Source organism: Methylobacterium nonmethylotrophicum (genome assembly GCF_004745635.1).
Classification (GTDB): Bacteria; Pseudomonadota; Alphaproteobacteria; order Rhizobiales; family Beijerinckiaceae; genus Methylobacterium; species Methylobacterium nonmethylotrophicum.
Map to the genome: position 1 here is coordinate 62,419 of NZ_SRLB01000002.1, position 14,489 is coordinate 76,907.

The following is a 14,489-nucleotide window of genomic DNA, read 5'->3' on the forward strand; positions in this document are numbered from 1 at the left end:
CTGATTGGCGGAGGGAGCGTTCGCGTACGGCGAACACTGGCGGCTCAGGCGGCCCCGTCTTCGCTCTCGATGAGAACGCCGAGCAGGCGCCGGGCGGCCGCCGGCAGTTCCGGCCCCGGGCGGCTGACGAGGCGGATGGTGCGCCGCGCCCAGGGCTCGTCGAGGGGGATGCCGAACAGCCCGAGATGGTCGCCATAGACCCGCATCACCCCGTCCGGCATCACCGTGATGCCGTGGCCGGCCGCCACCAGGCGCACCGCGGCGTCCGGGCTCGCGGTGGTGAAGCGGTAGCGCAGGGCCCGGCCCAGGCGCTCGGCCGCCTCGTCGAGGAGCGCCGCGAGCGCGCCGCCGGCGATGAGGCCGATCAGCGGCTCCTCGATCAGGGCCGCGAAGGGCATGCGCGCGGGCAGCCGGTCGCGCCAGGCCGCCGGGGCCACGGCGAGCAGGCGGTCCTCGCGCCAGGGCCGCACCTCGACCTCCGGCGGCACGACCTTGCCGGTGGTGATGAAGCCGAGATCCGCCCGCCCCTCGCCGACGTCGCGCAGGGCCGCGGCGCTCGTGACCTCGGCGAGCTCGACCGCGATGCCCGGGAAGCGCCCGCGGAACGCCGCCAGCCGCTCGGGCAGCGGGTGGCCGACGATGACCGAGGCGGTGGCGCCGAGCCGCACCCTGCCGGTCTCGCCCGCCGCCATCGCCCGCAGGTCGTCGCCGAGCCGCTGCTCCATGGCGAGAAGCGCCCGGGCATGGGCCGCCAGCACCTCGCCCGCCGCCGTCGGCCGCACGCCGCGGGCCGAGCGCGCCAGGAGCTGCACGCCGTGCCCGGCCTCGAGGTCCTGGATCCGCCGCGCCGCCGCCGAGACCGCGATGCCGCAGCGCGCGGCCGCGCCGGTCAGGCTGCCGAGATCGAGGGCGGCCAGGAAGATGCGCAGCGTCGTCCAGTCCGGGGCCATGATCGGTCGCTGTCCGTCCCCGACGGTCTTATCCCAGGCTGCCGGCCGAGGCGATGCCGGTGGGACGGACCCCGGTAACCGGGACCGGGGCGCGACATCGTGAGACCTTCGCTCCCCGGCATCATGCCGGCCGGCCCGCGCTCGTGTACCGTCGTCCCCGGCCAGCCGAAGCCGCCCCAGACGACGCCGATATGGAGACGCCGATGACGCCGACCGCGATTCCCGCCTACCGCCTGCCCGCGAGCAACCGCCGGATCCTCCTGGCGCGCCGCCCGGCCGGCATCCCGCAACCGGAGGATTTCGCGATCGACGAAGAGGCCGTCCCCGAGCCGGGGCCCGGCACGGTGCTGGTGCGCAACATCTACCTGTCGGTCGATCCGGCCCAGCGCGGCTGGGCGAGCGCCGAGGCGAACTACGCCCAGCCGGTGCCGCTCGGGGGGCCGATGCGGGCGCTCGCGGTCGGCCGCGTCCTGCGCTCGCGGGCCGAGGGCGTGCAGGAGGGCGAGTTCGTCTACGGCTGGTTCGGCTGGCAGGACTACGCCGTGGTCGAGCCCAAGGCCATCGTCCATCGGGCGACCGAGCCCGTGCCGCTCTCCGCCCATGCGGGGCTCCTCGGCATCAACGGCCTGACCGCCTACATCGCGCTGACCGCGCTCGGGCGGCCGGTCGCGGGCGACAGCGTGCTGGTCTCGACCGCGGGCGGCGCGGTCGGTGCCCTCGTCGGCCAGATCGCCCGCAACCTCGGCGCCCGGCCGCTCGGGCTCACGGGCGACGACGCCAAGGTCGACCTCTGCCGGTCGCGCTACGGCTACGCGGAGGCCTGGAACTACAGGACGACCGACTGGGACGCCCGCGTCGCCGAGACGGCGCCGGACGGGGTCAACGTCTATTTCGACAATGTCGGCGGCGCCATCCTCGACACGGCGCTCCGCCGCATGGCGGCGGCCGGCCGCGTGGTCCAGTGCGGCACGGCCTCGATCGCGAGCTGGAACCCGCTCCCGTCCGGCCCGCGCAACGAGCGCGAGATCCTGACCCGGCGCCTGGTCTGGAGCGGCTTCGTGGTCTTCGACCACGTCCCCCGTTTCGCCGAGGCGCGCCAGACCCTCGCCGGATGGTATGAAGAGGGCCGCCTGACCTACGACGAGGACATCGCCGAGGGCATCGCGCAGGCGCCGGGCGCCATCAAGGCGCTCTATGCCGGCGAGAACCGCGGCAAGAAGCTGATCTATGTCGGCTGACGCCGCTTCCGCCTGATCCGCTCCGATCGGACGAACGGAGTCTCGCCTTCCCCGCCGGCGGCAGGGCTGTCCAACGAGAAGAAGAGGCACGTCTCCCCTCGCCTTCACGGGCTACGGCCGACACGGAAGAGGAGAGATGGGCCTGATCGTCACAAGCGTCTTCCCCGGACACCCCTGCGCACTCGGGAGACCGCTATTCTGCGCCCGTCCGATCTCACTCGATCGCGTGGGAACCGCTCGACGCGCAGGCGCTGCGGCGTCGTCCGGAGGATGGCCGCGCGGTCCCCGGCCTCGCGCGTAAGGGACTTCCTGTCCGGCGCGCCGGTGAGCAGCGACGCGGGCGAACCGCTCAGATTTAAAGTCGCTCAGCTTGATCAAGCACGGCGTCTGCTTTGGACCTTGACCGGTCCACCGCTCGGTAAAGCTGATTGGATTTTGACCCAGGGCGATGTCATGTGATCAAGGGCGAGGAGCACCGAACTCCGCCGCGTGAGGCTGTGACAGAGAGGCTGCGCCGTGGCACTGGCGTGTAACCGGCGTGGCTGTGGAGCCGTCGCAAGCTCTGCCGAGGGACAGGATTCCAAGTCCGGCAATCGCGGCTGGTGTCCAGTCATGTACGGCGACACACAATCGAGGCCTCTGCCCTCTGCGGGCCGAGTTGAACACCCGCTCCATCCGAGACATAGCAATCCTGCCTTGTTCATCTCCTGACAGATAGGAGAGACTGCGCGATGCATCGATCGACAATCGCATTCACCGCATTACTGATATTGTGTGCGAGCATCGGAATTGTTCATGCAGAAGAAAGACGAACTGCGCTCGTCATCGGTGTAAGTTCATACGACTATGCTCCGCGTCTGTCGAACACACTCAACGATGCCAAGTCTGTAAGCCAGGCTTTGCAGCGCCTGGGATTTTCGGTTCAAACCGTATTAGATCCAAATAAGCTGGCCATGGAGGTTTCAGTTCGGCAGTTTGGAGAAGATGCGCGCAAATCGGATGTAGCAGTATTCTTCTATGCAGGACACGCTTTGGAGGTGGCCGGCCGGAGTTGGCTTTTACCCGTGACAACCAGGATAGAAAATCCACGCGATCTTCGTTTCGAGGCTCTTGATCTTGAAGCGATCATGGAACAAACGGAGAGCGGCGCAAAAATAAATCTCATATTCCTCGATGCCTGCCGAGACAACCCGCTGCAGCGGCGCTTAAGCACGGGTGGACGGGACCTGCCCCGGGCTGGTTTAGGGCAAGTCTCTGCTGGAGTTGGCACCTTGATCGCCTTTGCCACCGCGCCGGGTATGATCGCGTCGGATGGAAAAGGTCCGAACAGTCCATTCACAACGGCATTGCTTAAATATATCGAACAGCCGGGACTCGAGATTCGCCAGATGCTATCCGCGGTCAGGCGAGATGTTCGCGAGATGACTGCAGGAAAACAAATTCCTTGGGAGAACTCAGCTTTGGAGGGCGAATTTTTCTTTCAGCCCAAAGATAAATTATCGATCAAGAGCCAACGATCGTCAGATCAAGAACTATCTAAGAACGATAAAACAAACACCCAAGACAACATTATCACTAAATTGCATTCGCTGATACCAGGAAGATCTCTCGACGCACTGAATACAAGCGTGAGAGAATACATCGACGCGAAACCCAATAAAGCAATCGCAATATCCTACGGGCGCAATGGAACCTGGAAGGCCACGAGACGAAACAGTCAGACATCAGCAATCGAAGGCGCGCTTGAAGGCTGTCAAGTATTTTTTAATGATGCTTGCGCGCTTGTCATGATCAACGACAAGTACGTGTCTGCAATCGAAAATTCAGATCGACCTCCAGTGCAGTACATGAGTCGACCGAATTATGACGGAATTTTTAAGGTCGAAAGGATTCCAAATCTTACCATGACCGCCAGCGAAATTACCGGGCTCACATCATATATGAGTGCTCCTGCGCACAAAGCTGCTGCCTTTCATCCTTGGGGTCGCGTTTTCTTGTCAACCGGCAAACCGACTTTGCGAGAAGCGGAAGACGAGGCGCTACGTCTCTGCAATTCAGATCCGGATCGCAATGGACGTGACGGCAAATGCTATTTGTACGCGGCAGAAGACATGGTTGTGCTGAAAGATCGTATACGTGCGGCTCGGCAGTAGCCATTCATACGGACGTACCCGGCCTGGATGGCGGCAGGGCAGACCCGCAGATCCTTCATCGTGGCGTGCAAGGCAGGGTGAGCCGGCGGCAGGGCTCGACCAGCTTGACCGTGCGAGGGATCTGCTGACGGGTCGTTCGACCCCGATGACCGCTCACCGCGCTTCTCGGACCTCAGGCTCGCTGTGCGGACGGTCATATCGTGGTACACCTCCCCAGCATTGGACGAGGACGATCCGAGAGATGGCTCATGATCAGGAGAGATCGCCCCGACGGTGAGCCCGGATCGTTGCACTGAGCCAACCACCTCTCTGAGATCGGCTTCCATGACCACGCCCACTGAGCCGAGCAAGAAAGCACGTTTCGGCATCGCCGGCCTCGACAGCATCCTGGGCGGCGGCCTTACCCGTGACCGCCTCTACCTGCTGGAGGGCGAGCCCGGCACGGGCAAGACCACGATCGCGCTGCAGTTCCTGCTCGAAGGGGCCAAAGCCGGCGAGGTGGGCCTCTACATCACCCTCTCGGAAACCAAGCAGGAGCTGTCCGACAACGCCGCCTCCCACGGCTGGAGCCTGGACGAGCATATCTCGGTGTTCGAACTGGTTCCGCCCGAGAGCCTGTTCGAGGAGAGCCAGCAGCAGAGCCTGCTCTACTCCTCCGACCTCGAACTCGGGGAGAGCACACGCGCCATCCTTCAGGCGGTCGAGGCGCGCAAGCCGTCTCGCATCGTGCTCGACAGCCTGTCGGAGATCCGCCTCCTCGCCGGCGGCTCCCTGCGCTACCGCCGGCAGATCCTGGCGCTCAAGCACTACTTCGCCGGCCAGGGGGCCACCGTGCTGATGCTCGACGACCTCACCGCCGACATCATGGACAAGACCGTCCACAGCGTCGCTCAAGGGGTCGTTCGCCTGGACGAGATGGCACCCGAGTACGGAGCCGAGCGGCGGCGCCTGCGCGTCGCCAAGTACCGCGGCCAGCGGTTTCGTGGCGGCTATCACGACTTCACCATCGCCACCGGCGGCGTGGAGGTCTTCCCCCGCCTGGTCGCGCTGGAGGGCAAGACCGCCTTCGCGCGCACCAGGCTGGCAAGCGGCATCAGCGAACTCGACGCGCTCCTGGGTGGGGGCATCGAGCAAGGGTCGAGCACGCTGATCCTGGGACCGGCTGGCACCGGCAAGTCGCTGCTGACGGTCCAGTACGTGCGCGCGGCGATCGCCCGCGGCGAGAAGGCCGCGATGTTCGTGTTCGACGAGGAACTGGGCATCCTGTTCGATCGGACCCGGCAGATGGGCATCGATCTCGAGGCATCGTGTGACCAGGGGCTGCTCTTCATCGAGCAGGTCGACGCCGCCGAGCTGTCGCCTGGCGAGTTCGCGCATCGGGTGCGTACCTGCGTCGACAGCCACGGCGTGAAACTTGTGGTGATCGACAGTCTCAACGGCTATCAGACCGCGATGCCGCAGGAGAACGCGCTGATCCTGCACATTCATGAGCTGCTGCAGTACCTCACCCGGCAAGGAGCGGCGACCTTCATGACGGTCGCCCAGCACGGATTGGTGGGCGACATGGCGACACCGGTCGATCTCACCTACTTGGCCGATACGGTCGTGCTGCTGCGCTACTTCGAGGCGCTCGGGCGGGTCCGGCGGGCGATCTCGGTGGTGAAGAAGCGGACCGGCACGCACGAGGACACGATCCGCGAGTACGGCATCGGCTCGTCCGGTCTGACGATCGGCGCGCCGCTGGTCGCTTTCCAGGGCGTGCTGCGTGGTGTGCCGGACTATGTCGGCCAGGAGGAGGACCTCGGCCTGCTGCCGAGCGGTGGCGCGCTTTGATCCCGCCGCGCCTTCGAACGGACTCGTTCGCAGGCGCTGGCTCAGCCCGAACGGATTCGGGCCGCCAGGCGCCAGTCGCTGATGCGCCGAACGCCTTCGCATCGCTATGTCGATGCGAAGTCGCCGCGGTATGAGAGCCTGTTTGACGTGTCCTGCAACATTATCCCATCCTCGACCTCATCCTGAGATGTCAGCCGATCTTCGATCGATCGACATCTCAGGATGAGGTCGGGGATCGAATGGATGGGATTCGCGTGATGCCGTTCTCGGCAATCAAGCGGGCCCCGGCAATCGCTCCGGCCCTCCGAGCCGATCACGAAGAGCACCGCACGACGGGCCGCTGCCCAGCCCTCAGCGTCTCCTCGCATGGTCAAGCGGCTTGAGGTTGACCCTCACCGGTGCTCGGGGCGTAGCCGGACCCGCCACGGTGGCGCCCTCGCCGTGGGCGCGCAGGGCGGCGGCCACGAAGCCTTCGGCCTTCACCGCCTCGAAAGGCGCGGCAAGGTCTGCAGGCCGGCCGCCCGGGCTCGGTGCGCATCGCCTGCTCGATCGCCCTGAAGCGCCCCGGGATCACGCGAAAGCCCGGAAGGGCGGCGGCCTAGGCCCGCAGCGCTTGGGCGCGGGCCGGGCCGGCGAGCGCGGGCGGCAGGCCCGTCAGCGTCGCGCGCCGCCGCATCCGCTCCCGCTCAGGTCAGCCGGAACCGCAGCTCGCCCAGGCCCTCGAGGCTGCAAGCGACCTCGTCCCCGGGCTTCAGCCATTCCCGCTCCGCCCGCGGCTTCTTCTCGCCGAAGATCACCCCGTGCGGCGTGCCGGTGTAGAAGACGTCGCCCGGCTTGATCGTCATCATCTTCGAGGCGAAGCTGATCAGCTGTCGGCAGTTGAAGATCATGTCGTTGGTGTTCCAGTCCTGGCGCTGGACGCCGTTGACCCGCGTCTCCAGCCGCAGGTTGTTCGGGTCCTTCACGAGGTCGCTCGTGACGAGGTAGGGGCCGAGGGGCGCGAAGCCGTCGGCGGTCTTGCCGATCATGAACTGCGAGGTCAGGGTCTGGAGGTCGCGGGCGCTGAAGTCGTTGCCGGTGGCGTAGCCGGCGACGTAGTCGAGCGCCTGCGCCTCCGACACGTTGGAGCATTCGCGCCCGAACACGATCACCAGCTCGACCTCGTAGTCGAACTCGCGGGCGACGGCCGTCGGCAGCTTGATGGTGCCGCCGTGGTGGTTGAGGGTGTTGTTGTACTTGTTGAACAGCGGCGGGTCCTTGGGGATCGGGGTGCCGGTCTCGGCCGCGTGATGGCGATAGTTGAACCCCATCATGATGATCTTCTCGGGCCGTGTGACGAGGGGGGCGTAGCGGACCGCCTCCTCGCGCAGGTAGGCGGTCTTGGAATCGCGGCCCGCCGCGTCCACCACTGCCTTGAGCAGGCCGCCCTTCCCGTTCTGCAGGAGGTCGTCCATGTCGGCCGGTGCCGGCAGGTTGAGGGCGGCGGCGGCCTGCGTCACGTCGAGGATGCCGCGGTCGGTCTTGACGCCGAGGCCGTAGCCGCCCTCGCGCCGCATGTTGAGCAGCGTCATGCCGCGCGGCATCTCGAAGGCGGCGGGCGTGGCGGCGGCCGCCGCCCCCGCACCGATCCCCGCCGTCGCCGCCAGCCCGGCCGCACCCATCAGGAAGTCGCGACGATCCGTCTGCATGGTGTCTCCTCCGTCATCGGTCGTGGGGCGCCGGGGCTTGTGCCGCCCCGGTCACCTTCCGCTTCCACAACTCCCAGGCCCTGAGATGGATCTGATCCAGGGCGCGGCCGGCCTTCTCGCCCTCCTCGGCGTCGAGGAAGGTCAGCGGGCCGCCGAGCGCCATCGCCTGGCTCTGGATCCGGGCATTCACCTCCGTGTAGACGGCGCGAAACACCGCCATCGGGAGGGTCGGGCCGACCACCACGTCGCCGTGCCCGCGCATCAGCGCGACGGCCTTGTCGCCGAGCGTCGCCGCCAGGGCGCGCCCGAGGACGGCGTCGCGCACCAGCATGTCGGTCGCGCCGGCCGCCGCCCGGATGTCGAAGACCGGCACGCCGGCCGCCAGGAAGGCCGCGACGTGGTAGGTCGCCCGCAGCGGCACCTGCGGGGCGATGCCGAACGGGATCACGGAGGGCGAGTGGCTGTGGACCACCGCCTTCACGTCCGCCCGGGCCCGGTAGATCTCCGCGTGGATGAAGCGCTCGAGGAAGACGGCCCGGCCCCGCGGGTCGACGGGGACGCCGTCGAGGTCGAACGCCATGATGTCGTCGGCGGTCACGAGGGCCGGGGCCACCGAGCGCGACATCAGGAACCGGTTCGGGTTGCCCGGGTCGCGCGCGCTGACATGCCCGAAGCCGTCGACGACGCCCTGATCGGCCAGGATGCGGCTCGCCGCCACGAGGTCGGCGACGATCGGGGCGTCGGCCGGGCCGGCGCCTTGCGCGCGGGCGCTCCCGTCGCCGATCCGCGCGCCCCAGAGGACACACCCGCCCAGGAGGAGACATGCGGCGAGCGCCGCCTCGACCACCCTCATCGGGTCCCCCTCCCCTGCGCGCGACCGGTGCGGACCCTGCGGCCCGCCCGGACGGCTTATCGCGTGTCAGGCGAGGATCACGGAGTTTTCGGTCGAGTCAACCCGACCGGCCCGGAGCGGTCAGGCCTTGTCGGCGGGCCGGACCTCGGTGCCGTTCGGGCATGGCAGCGCGGTGCCGGTCAGCCATGGGCCGAGGCGTAGTCGACCGGGGTGGCGTGCCAGCCGGCCGCGCGCTTCTCCCAGAAGGCGTCGTGCAGGCGCCGGAAGACCGGACCGGGCCGGTCGTTGCCCATGATCCGCCCGTCGATGCGCGAGGCCGGCATGATCCCGCCGGCGGTCGTCACCAGCAGGATCTCGTCGGCATCGCGCAGTTCCGCCACGCTCACGGGCCGGACCGCGACGGGCAGGTCCATCTCGCGGGCGAGGTCGATGACCGACTGGCGCGTCAGCCCCTCGAGCACGCCGGCATCGGGGGTCGCGAGGCAGCCCTCCGTGACCGTGAACAGGTTGAAGCCCGGCCCCTCCGTGACGTTGCCGTCCTCGTCGAGGAGGATGCAGAAATCGGCGCCGCGGTCGTGGGCCTCGAACTGGCCTCTCGTCAGGTCGGCCCAGTGGAAGTTCTTCGCCCGCGGATCGACCGAGCGGGCCGGGATGCGCAGGGTCTCGGCGACGACGAGGTGGGCGCCGCGCTCCATCACCTCCGGCCGCACCAGGGAGATCCACGGCAGGGCGAAGGCCGCGAGGTAGTTGCGGGCATAGGCCGGGTGATAGGGCTGGCCCGCGGGCGGGCGCCCGCGCAGGCAGTCCATCGCCACGTAGGCGTCGCGAAGCCCGGCCAGCGCGACGCAGCGGTGCAGCACCCGCTTGATCGCCGCGTCGTCCTCCGGCGGCTTGAGCCGGAAGGTCTCCATCGAGGCGCGGAAGCGCCGGACGTGCTCGTCGAGGCGGAAGAAGGCGCCGTCGCGCACGCCGACGACGTCGTAGGTCACGTCGGAGCGGCGGTAGCCCCAGTCGGTGATCGGGATCGCCGCCTCGCCGATCGGCATGAAGCGGCCGTCGATGTAGGCGGCGCCGGCCGACCAGGGTGTGGGGGTCTCGCTCACGGGCGTCCTCCGGGGTGTCACGCCGCCGCCGTGGGGCGGGCGGCCCGGTCGACCGTGACGGCAGGCGTCGGCCTGCGCAAGGGCAGGACGTGTCCGCGTCTGCGGCCGAGGCGGGCTGGCGGGAGATCGCGAACACGAAAGGCGCGCCTCACCCCGCAGGCGCGACGAGCGGGACCACCGCGGCGCTCGGGGCCACCCATCCGAAGATGCCGCCCTGGGCGACGATCATCGCGAGGCCGGCCTCGTGGAAGGCCGGGATGTAGGAGCCGCAGGCATCCGATACGACGAGGCAGCGATAGCCGCGGTCGTTGGCCTCGCGCACGGTGGTATGGACGCAGACCTCGGTGGTGACGCCGCAGACGATCAGGCTGGCGATGCCGCGGCCGGCGAGCACCGCCCCGAGGTCGGTGGCGTAGAACGCGCCCTTGCCGGGCTTGTCGATCACGATCTCGCCGGGGGCGGGGGCGAGGTCGGGGACGATGTCGTGCCCGGCCTCGCCTCGGATCAGGATGCGGCCCATCGGGCCGGGCTCGCCGATCCGGGCGCTCGGCGCGCCGCGCGCCACCTTCGCGGGCGGCGCGTCGGAGAGGTCCGGGGCGTGGCCCTCCCGGGTGTGCACGACGAGGAGGCCCGCGGCCCGCGCCGCCGCGAGCAGCGCCCGGCAGGGCGGCACGGCGGCGGCGAGCCGCGACACGTCGTTGCCCAGGCTCTCGCCGAAGCCGCCCGGCTCGAGGAAGTCGCGCTGCATGTCGATGATCACGAGGGCCGTCGCGTCGAGGTCGATCGTCAGCGGGCCGGGCTTGGCGGGAATGGTCAGGTTGCGCGGCATGGGTTTCCCTCGGGCGTCGCGCTTCCATCATGTATGCACGCAGGCCAAAGCGCCTGCCCGTTCTGCGCGCGTCCTTGCGCGAGATTTCGGCAGGGCGCGCAGCGGACGGGCGCTCGCCTCAGCGGGGGCGCCCGAGGGGCGGCGGGTCGGCCGGTTCGCGCAGGAGCGGGGCCTCGCGCGGGGCGGCGCCGGCGAGGTCGACGAACACGTCCTCGACCACGCTCATGTGGACGAGCATCGCCGCGTTGGCGCCGGCAGCGTCCCGGGCGAGCACCGCCCGGACCACGAGGTCGTGCTCGGCGTGGGAGCGGGCGAGCCGCCCCGGCGCCTGGAACTGCGCCCGCCGGTACGGCATCAGCCGGCGCCTGAGCGCCCGGGCGATGTCCTCGATCGCCCGGTTGTGCGCGCCGGCATAGAGCAGGCCGTGGAACTCCACGTTCGCCTCGACATAGGCCTCGCGATCGTCGCCGGCGGCGAGCTGCGCCATCGCCTCGTGATGCGCCCGCAAGGCCGCCCGCTCGGCCCGGGTCATGCTCAGGGTGGCGAGGCGCGCGCAGCTCGCCTCGATCTCCCCCATGGCGACGAACAGGGTGTCGAGCTCCTCCGTCGTCACCGTCCGGACGGTGGCCCCGAGCCGCGGGCGGATGTCGATCAGCCCGGTCCCGCTGAGCAGGCGCAGGGCGTCGCGCACCGGCGTGCGCGACACCCCGAAGCGCCGGGCGAGAACCTGCTCGTCGAGATGCAGCCCCGGCGGCAGGGTGCCGGCCAGGATCTCGTCGGCGATCCGCTCGGAGAGGAATTCGGCGCGGGTCTTCGAGACGGCCACGGAAGCGGGCGTTCTCCTTGAGAGGGGAAGCCCGCGGAGACCGGATCCGTCGGGCGGGAGGGCGTGTCGCGGCGGCCGGGCTCGATGTCCCCCAGGGGCTCCCAGGATGGTGTGTCGACCGCCGCCCGTCGAGGACAGGGGCAGGGCCGAGGGCGAGCGTGAACAGGATTGTGGCGCCGCGGGATCCCGGGCGGGCCGCGACGCTGCGTCCGCCTTCGTGCATACATGCAGGCGACCGAGAAGGCCACGGCCTCCGCCGCCCCGAATCTCCACGCCTCGCGGAGGTTCGATCTCGGTGCACCCGCGGGTGGCGCGCGAATGTGCATACACGGGCGCGAGTTTGGGCGACAGCACCCGGAATGCCCGCCCTCCCGAGCGCGACTGCCGTGATGCGATGCCGAAATTCGATGCTTCGCGGTGCCGAAACCCCGCCCTATTCTTCGCGGAGCACGGATTTCTCTCCGGCGGAGCACGAAGCTGTGACGAAGACTGACCTCACGCGACGGCACCTTCTCGGCGGCGCGGCCGCCCTCGGCCTCGCCGGCCTGCCGGGACGGGCGCGGGCCGCCGGCGCCCTGACGGTCGGGTTCATCTATGTCGGGCCGAAGGACGATTACGGCTACAACCAGGCCCACGCCGTCGCCGCCAAGGCGCTCAAGGCCATGCCCGGCCTCGAGGTGATCGAGGAGGAGCGGGTCCCTGAGACCAACGCCGTCGAGAAGACCATGGAGAGCATGATCAACCTCGACGGGGCGGGCCTGCTCTTCCCGACCTCCTTCGGCTACTTCAATCCCTTCGTGGTCGCCGAAGCGAAGAAGTACCCGAAGGTGCAGTTCCGGCATTGCGGCGGGCTGTGGACCGACAAGGACCCGAAGAATGCCGGCTCGTATTTCGGCTACATCGCCCAGGGCCAGTACCTGAACGGCATCGTGGCCGGGCACACGACGAGGTCGAAGAAGATCGGCTTCGTGGCGGCCAAGCCCATCCCGCAGGTCCTCAACAACGTCAACGCCTTCCTGCTCGGCGCGCAGAGCGTCGATCCGGCGATCACCTGCCAGGTGATCTTCACCGGCGAGTGGTCGCTCGCCGTCAAGGAGGCCGAGGCCACCAACGCCCTCATCGACGGCGGCGCCGACGTGATCACCTGCCACGTCGACAGCCCGAAGGTGACGGTCGAGACCGCCGCCCGCCGCGGCGCCTTCGTGTGCGGCTACCACGTCGACCAGTCGCCGCTGGCGCCCCAGAAGTACCTCACCGGGGCCGAGTGGGACTGGCTGCCGATCTACAAGGGCTTCGTGGCCGACGTGCAGGCCGGCCGCTCCCCGCCGAACTTCCTGCGCGGCGGCCTTGCCGACGGCTTCGTCAAGATGAGCCCCTACGGCCCGGCGGTGAGCGACGGCGCGCGCCGCAACGCCGACGCCGTGAAGGCCGAGATGCTCAAGGGCGGCTACGAGATCATCAAGGGCCCGCTCAACGACAATACCGGCAAGGAGGTGCTCGCCGCCGGCAAGGGCCTGCCCGAGAAGGCGGTCGAGCTCGAGAGCACGAACTACCTGGTGGCCGGGGTGCGGGGGGCGGTGTGATCCGATATCCGTCAGATCTGTTCGAGTAAATGTAGGGCACTTCTCCCCTCTCCCGTGTGGGAGAGGGGTCGGGGGATCGAAGATCCCGCGTGAGGGTGACACGCTTCAGTGAGAAACGCTGAGCGCAGTGCTGGTAGCGGGACGGTTAGAGCGTGACTCAGAACCGTAGCACCCTCGCGCGATCTTCGATAGCCCCTACCCCTCTCCCACACGGGAGAGGGGATCCCGCGCTTCAATCCTGTTTCGCCGCCGCTCCCCTCTTGCCGGAGGTTTCGCCGTGGTCGCGGATGCCGCCCCATCGGGCGCCCAGTCGGGCATGATGGTCGCCGACAAGCGGACCTCGCCCGTGATCCAGTTCCTGGCCTGGCTCGCCCGGCGCGCCGAGGCCGTGGTGATCCCGCTCGGCGCGGTGCTGGCGGGCCTCGCCCTGTTCAGCCTGTTCCTCGTCGCCCTCGGCAAGTCCCCCGGCACGCTGCTCGACCTCGTCTGGCGCGGCGGCTTCGGCTCGGCCTTCGCCCTGCAGAACAGCCTGCAGCGCGCCGCGCCCCTGCTGTTCGCAGGCCTCTGCGTCGCGCTGCCGGCCCGGCTCGGCCTGGTGGTGATCGGCGGCGAAGGCGCCATCGTGCTCGGCGGCCTCGCGGCGGCGGTGGTCGCGCCGCCGCTATCGGGGTTGCCGGCTCCCCTGGTCGTCGCCGCGATGGCGCTCGCCGCCGCGCTGATGGGTGCGGCCTGGATCGGCGCGGTCGGCGCGCTCAAGGCCTATCGCGGGGTCGACGCGACGATCGCGAGCCTGCTGATGTCCTACATCGCGATCGCCCTCGCCAACCACCTGATCGAGGGGCCGCTGCGCGACCCGACGAGCCTCAACAAGCCCTCGACCCTGCCGGTCGGCGCGGCCAACATGCTGGGACCGATGCCCGGCATCGGCGTGCACTGGGGCCTCGGCGTCGGGGTGCTGGCCTGCCTCGCGGCCTGGCTGCTGATGGAGCGCACGACCCTCGGCTTCTCGGCCCGCATCGCCGGCGGCAACGTGCGGGCGGCGCAGATCCAGGGCCTGCCGGTGCGCCGCCTCGTCGTCGGCTTCACGGCGCTCGGTGGGGCCGCTGCTGCGCTCGCCGGGTTCTTCGAGGTCGCGGCCGTGCAGGGCAACGCCAACGCGACGCTGGCGGCCGGCTACGGCTTCACCGGCATCCTCATCGCGTTCCTGGCCCGCCACAACCCGCTCGCCATCCCGCCCATCGCGCTTGCCCTCGGCGGGCTCGAGGCCTCGAGCGGGCTGATCCAGCGCCGGATGCAGCTGCCCGACGCCACGATCCTGGTGCTCGAGGGCCTCCTGTTCCTCTGCGTCCTCGTCGGCGAGACGGCCTACGGGCGCTTCAAGATCTTCAGCCCGCATCTCTGGGCGTCCAAGAAGGCGGCCACCGCATGAGCCC

The 14,489-nt window shown here is 69.1% G+C and carries 11 protein-coding genes; 5 read left to right on the top strand and 6 right to left on the bottom strand.

Features of this window, described 5'->3' with window-relative positions; genetic code table 11:
• Positions 1 to 44: 44 nt before the first annotated feature.
• Positions 45 to 950 (bottom strand): LysR family transcriptional regulator, encoded by a 906-nt coding sequence (locus EU555_RS03050; RefSeq protein WP_135412983.1) that lies wholly within the window; start codon positions 948 to 950, stop codon positions 45 to 47.
• A 203-nt stretch (positions 951 to 1,153) separates the two neighbouring features.
• On the opposite strand from EU555_RS03050, the gene EU555_RS03055 reads away from it, so the two are divergent.
• The 3 genes from EU555_RS03055 (at position 1,154) to EU555_RS03065 (ending at position 6,174) form a co-directional block, all read left to right on the top strand.
• Positions 1,154 to 2,188, top strand: a complete 1,035-nt coding sequence (locus EU555_RS03055; protein ID WP_205820753.1) for an NADP-dependent oxidoreductase — start codon at positions 1,154 to 1,156, stop codon at positions 2,186 to 2,188.
• A 731-nt stretch (positions 2,189 to 2,919) separates the two neighbouring features.
• Positions 2,920 to 4,341, top strand: coding sequence for a caspase family protein (locus EU555_RS03060; RefSeq protein ID WP_135412984.1), 1,422 nt, complete (start codon positions 2,920 to 2,922; stop codon positions 4,339 to 4,341).
• A gap of 324 nt (positions 4,342 to 4,665) precedes the next feature.
• A complete protein-coding gene (locus EU555_RS03065; RefSeq protein WP_135412985.1) occupies positions 4,666 to 6,174 on the top strand; it encodes an ATPase domain-containing protein in 1,509 nt (502 codons plus the stop codon).
• Positions 6,175 to 6,860: 686 nt separating this feature from the next.
• On the opposite strand, the gene EU555_RS03070 is transcribed toward EU555_RS03065, so the two are convergent.
• The 5 genes from EU555_RS03070 to EU555_RS03090 form a co-directional block, all read right to left on the bottom strand.
• Positions 6,861 to 7,862, bottom strand: a complete 1,002-nt coding sequence (locus tag EU555_RS03070; protein WP_135412986.1) for a fumarylacetoacetate hydrolase family protein — start codon at positions 7,860 to 7,862, stop codon at positions 6,861 to 6,863.
• A gap of 13 nt (positions 7,863 to 7,875) precedes the next feature.
• Complete coding sequence (locus EU555_RS03075) at positions 7,876 to 8,715, bottom strand: class II aldolase/adducin family protein (RefSeq protein WP_135412987.1); 840 nt, start codon at positions 8,713 to 8,715, stop codon at positions 7,876 to 7,878.
• 179 nt (positions 8,716 to 8,894) lie between these two features.
• Positions 8,895 to 9,818: an aminotransferase class IV gene (locus tag EU555_RS03080; RefSeq protein ID WP_135412988.1), complete on the bottom strand. Its 924-nt coding sequence runs from the start codon at positions 9,816 to 9,818 to the stop codon at positions 8,895 to 8,897.
• Between the two features lie 148 nt (positions 9,819 to 9,966).
• Positions 9,967 to 10,647 carry a cysteine hydrolase family protein gene (locus EU555_RS03085; protein WP_135412989.1) on the bottom strand — a complete coding sequence of 227 codons (681 nt, stop codon included), beginning with the start codon at positions 10,645 to 10,647 and terminating at the stop codon, positions 9,967 to 9,969.
• Between the two features lie 118 nt (positions 10,648 to 10,765).
• On the bottom strand, positions 10,766 to 11,473 hold the full coding sequence (locus EU555_RS03090) for a GntR family transcriptional regulator (RefSeq protein ID WP_135412990.1): 708 nt from the start codon (positions 11,471 to 11,473) through the stop codon (positions 10,766 to 10,768).
• A gap of 479 nt (positions 11,474 to 11,952) precedes the next feature.
• Between EU555_RS03090 and EU555_RS03095 the strand changes: the two genes are divergently transcribed.
• Both EU555_RS03095 and EU555_RS03100 read left to right on the top strand, forming a co-directional pair.
• The gene (locus EU555_RS03095) at positions 11,953 to 13,056 is read left to right on the top strand and encodes a BMP family ABC transporter substrate-binding protein (RefSeq protein ID WP_245524115.1); all 1,104 of its coding nucleotides are present in this window, start codon (positions 11,953 to 11,955) and stop codon (positions 13,054 to 13,056) included.
• Positions 13,057 to 13,372: 316 nt separating this feature from the next.
• Positions 13,373 to 14,485: an ABC transporter permease gene (locus tag EU555_RS03100; RefSeq protein ID WP_135413458.1), complete on the top strand. Its 1,113-nt coding sequence runs from the start codon at positions 13,373 to 13,375 to the stop codon at positions 14,483 to 14,485.
• The last annotated feature ends 4 nt before the right edge of the window (positions 14,486 to 14,489 follow it).